At 74.4% G+C, this 3251-nt stretch carries 5 protein-coding genes; 1 reads left to right on the top strand and 4 read right to left on the bottom strand.

The features are described from left to right. On the bottom strand, window positions 1-795 hold a 795-nt coding region (locus tag ACWEBX_RS38460), incomplete at its 3' end, for an ABC transporter transmembrane domain-containing protein (protein ID WP_451889364.1). Window positions 796-892: 97 nt separating this feature from the next. Beyond that, window positions 893-1465 (bottom strand): rhodanese-like domain-containing protein, encoded by a 573-nt coding sequence (locus ACWEBX_RS38455; protein ID WP_451889362.1) that lies wholly within the window; start codon window positions 1463-1465, stop codon window positions 893-895. Between the two features lie 82 nt (window positions 1466-1547). Between ACWEBX_RS38455 and ACWEBX_RS38450 the strand changes: the two genes are divergently transcribed. Next, window positions 1548-1835 (top strand): metal-sensitive transcriptional regulator, encoded by a 288-nt coding sequence (locus tag ACWEBX_RS38450; protein ID WP_451889363.1) that lies wholly within the window; start codon window positions 1548-1550, stop codon window positions 1833-1835. Between the two features lie 3 nt (window positions 1836-1838). On the opposite strand, the gene ACWEBX_RS38445 is transcribed toward ACWEBX_RS38450, so the two are convergent. Continuing rightward, entirely contained in the window at window positions 1839-2585 is a 747-nt protein-coding gene (locus ACWEBX_RS38445; protein ID WP_451889361.1) for a sulfite exporter TauE/SafE family protein, read from the bottom strand. Then, on the bottom strand, window positions 2582-3251 hold a 670-nt coding region (locus ACWEBX_RS38440; protein WP_451889360.1), incomplete at its 5' end, for a rhodanese-like domain-containing protein. The genes ACWEBX_RS38440 and ACWEBX_RS38445, both read right to left, overlap by 4 nt.

Raw genomic sequence — 3251 nt, 5'->3', positions numbered from 1 at the left:
GCCCACCGCGAGGACCGTGATGAAGGCGACCTGCATCGCCAGGCCGGCCGTGTTGCCGGCGGCCGCCGACCACCGGGCCGCCCGCACGCTCTGCCGCCAGGACTCCTCGGCGGCCTCGTGGACGCTGCGCTCCTCACGGTGCTCGGCGCCCGACGCCTTGATCGTCCGCAGCGCGCCGAGGGTCCGCTCCAGCGAGGCCCCCATCACCCCGACGGCGTCCTGGGCCCGTCTGCTCGCCCGGTTGATGCGTGGCACGATCACGCCGAGCACCGAACCCGCGCACAGCACCACACCCAGCGTGACGCCGAGGAGCACCGGGTCGACCAGGCCCATCATGACCACCGTCGCGACGAGGGTGAGACCGCCGGTGCCGAGGCCGACCAGCGAATCGGTCGTGACCTCGCGCAGCAGGGTCGTGTCGGAGGTGATGCGCGCCATCAGGTCGCCGGGCTCGCTGCGGTCCACGGCGGGTATGCGCAGCCGCAGCAGATACGAGGAGAGAGCGCGCCGCGCGCCCAGCACGACCGACTCCGCGGTGCGCCGCAGGACGTACGAACCCAGCGCTCCCACGGCCGCGTTGGTCACCACCAGGGCCGCCATGCCGAGCAGGGCCCGTCCGATCGGGCGGTCGTGCGACAGATCGTCGATGAGCCCGCGCGCCACCAGCGGCAGCAGCAGACCGGTCGCGCCGGTCGCGAGCGCGAGCAGCGCGCCCCCGAACAGGGCCCGGCGGTGCGGTCGTACGTACCCGAGCAGCAGGCGCCACGCGGGCACCTCGGGCTCGGCCTCGGTCAGGCTCACGGTGCTTCCTCGCGGGAGTCGGGACGGAGCACTCAGGCTACGTCGGCGGCCCGGGTGTGCCGGTCCCGACTGCCCCCGGTCCGGGCGGACTTCAGGACACGCGCTCCGCGAGGGCCGCGAGGGTGGCGTCGAGGTCCGCCGGACGGGGCCGGTTGTGCGGGAGCTTCGAGAGCAGCGCGGCCATGCCACAGGTGTTCGTGAGTGCCGAGAAGACCAGGCCGCCCGCGACACCCGCGGAGAGCAACTGCCAGGCGGGGTGCAGGAGTCCGAGGGCGAGGCCGGTGAGGACGATGGCGCCGGCGGTGAACCGGACCTGGCGTTCCATGGACCAGCCGGCCCGTGTGGTCGTGGCCGGACGGTGCAGTTCGTGCCCGCGCTCCGCCCAGGCGCCGGTACCGCCGGTGAGGGAGGCCGCCGGCACACCGTGCTCGGCCAGCAGGGCGCAGGCGTTCGCCGAGCGGTTGCCGGAGGCGCAGACGACGAGCAGTCCGGTGCGGGCGTTCCCGAGCACGGGCAGCGCGCCGCGGAGCCGGTCCAGCGGAACGTTCAGGGCGCCCGGCAGATGGCCGGAGGCGTACTCGCCGGGGGTGCGGACGTCGATGACGGTCAGCTCGCCGAGGCGGCCGTGGGCCTGGTCGACGTCGAGGGAGACGGGGGTGTTCATACGGAGTGTCATCCTTGCTCTTCGGGGGTGCCCCGCGGGGGCGGAGTAAGATACCCCTAGGGGTATGAATGGAGGAGTCTTCGTGGAACTGGAACTCGCGGGTGACGAGCTGAAGTCGGTGCTGAACCGGCTGCGCCGGGCGCAGGGACAGATCTCCGGTGTGATCCGGATGATCGAGGAGGGACGGGACTGCGAGGACGTGGTCACCCAGCTCGCCGCCGCCTCCCGAGCCCTGGACCGGGCCGGTTTCGCGATCATCGCCACCGGGCTCCAGCAGTGCCTGACCGACGTCGAGAAGGGCGCGCGGAACGGTGAGAACAGTGACCAGATGCGGGCCCGGCTGGAGAAGCTCTTCCTGTCGCTCGCCTGAGCCTCACAGCACGACGTCCAGGAGCATCAGCGCGGCCACGGCCAGCAGGGCCCAGGCGAAGATCCGCTGAAGCGTGCCGCCGGACAGCCGGGCCGCGAGCCGCTTGCCGTCCCACGCGCCGAGCACGGCGGCTCCGGCGAACGGCGCGACGACCGCCCAGTCGACGCTCTGCGCCGTTCCCGCGCGGGCGAGCAGCGCGGCGAGCGAGTTCGCCGTGATCACCAGCAGGCTGGTGCCGACGGCGGCCCGCATCCGCAGACCCACGACGTTCACCAGGGCGGGTACGGCGAGGAAGCCGCCGCCCACCCCCAGCACACCGGTCACCGCGCCGAGGCCGGCGCCGGTCCCCGTGATCCGGCCGGTCCCCGCGGGCGCGGCCCCCGTCGCGCCGGCCGACGGCCGGAGCATCCGGAACGCCGCGAGGCCCGCGATCAGCGCGAACGCGCCGGTCAACACGGCCGGAGGCAGCAGTCCGGAGACCGCCCCGCCCAGGGCCGCGGGGATCAGCCCCGCCAGCGCGAACAGCGCTCCGGCACGCCAGCGGACGGTGCCCTCCCGGGCGTGCGCGGACAACGCGGTCGCCGAGGTGAGGGTGACGATGACCAGACTCGCGGTGGTGGCCGCCGAGGGGGTGAATCCGAGCAGGTAGATCAGGGCGGGCACGGTCAGCACACTGCCGCCGCCCCCCAGCGCCCCGAGCGCGATCCCGGTCACGGCACCGGCGGCCAGGGCGAGGATCAGGACGCTCACGCCGCGGAGTCCTCGGACGCGCGGCAGGCAGTGCCGGGGGAGTCGGCGTCGATCCGTGTCATGCGCAGGCCGGAGGCGGCCGCGGCGGCGAAGGAGTCGTCGACGGCCACCACGTCCCGGCCCGCCGCGTCGAGCAGCGAGGCGGCGATCGCGGCCCGCATGCCTCCGGCACAGTGCACCCAGACGGTCCCGGCGGGTATCTCGTCGAGCCGGTCGCGCACCTGGTGCACGGGTATGTGCAGCGACCCGGCTACATGACCCCCGGCGCGCTCGGAGTCGCGCCGGACGTCCAGGACCACGGGTCGGCCGGGGGAGTCGTACGCCTCGGCCAGTTCGGCGAAGGAGGCACGCCGGAAGGTGCGCGGCCGTTCCCCCTCGGGGACCCAGTCGGCCGGCGAGCCGATCGCGGCGGCGGCAGGCCGGTCGACGCCGACCTGCGTCAACTCGCGCTGTGCCTGAGCGAGCTGCTCCGGAGACTCGGCGAGCAGGGTGACCGGCTTGCCCCAGGGCAGCAGCCAGGCCAGATAGACGGCGAGTTGGCCGTCCGCCTCGAAGTTGACCGCTCCGGCGACATGCCCGGCCGCGAACGCGAGCCGGCTGCGCAGGTCCACGACCCACTCTCCGGCCGCGAGCCGCGCGGCGATCTCCGCGGCGTCCGCGGGCGCG

The organism is Streptomyces sp. NPDC005070 (assembly GCF_053600395.1).
This window is presented reverse-complemented; position numbering and strand designations above follow the sequence as displayed.

What these genes read in the sequence shown, in the direction of transcription:
- ACWEBX_RS38455 (WP_451889362.1), bottom strand. Translation starts at nt 1,465, where the DNA reads ATGAACACCCCCGTCTCCCTCGACGTCGACCAGGCCCACGGCCGCCTC.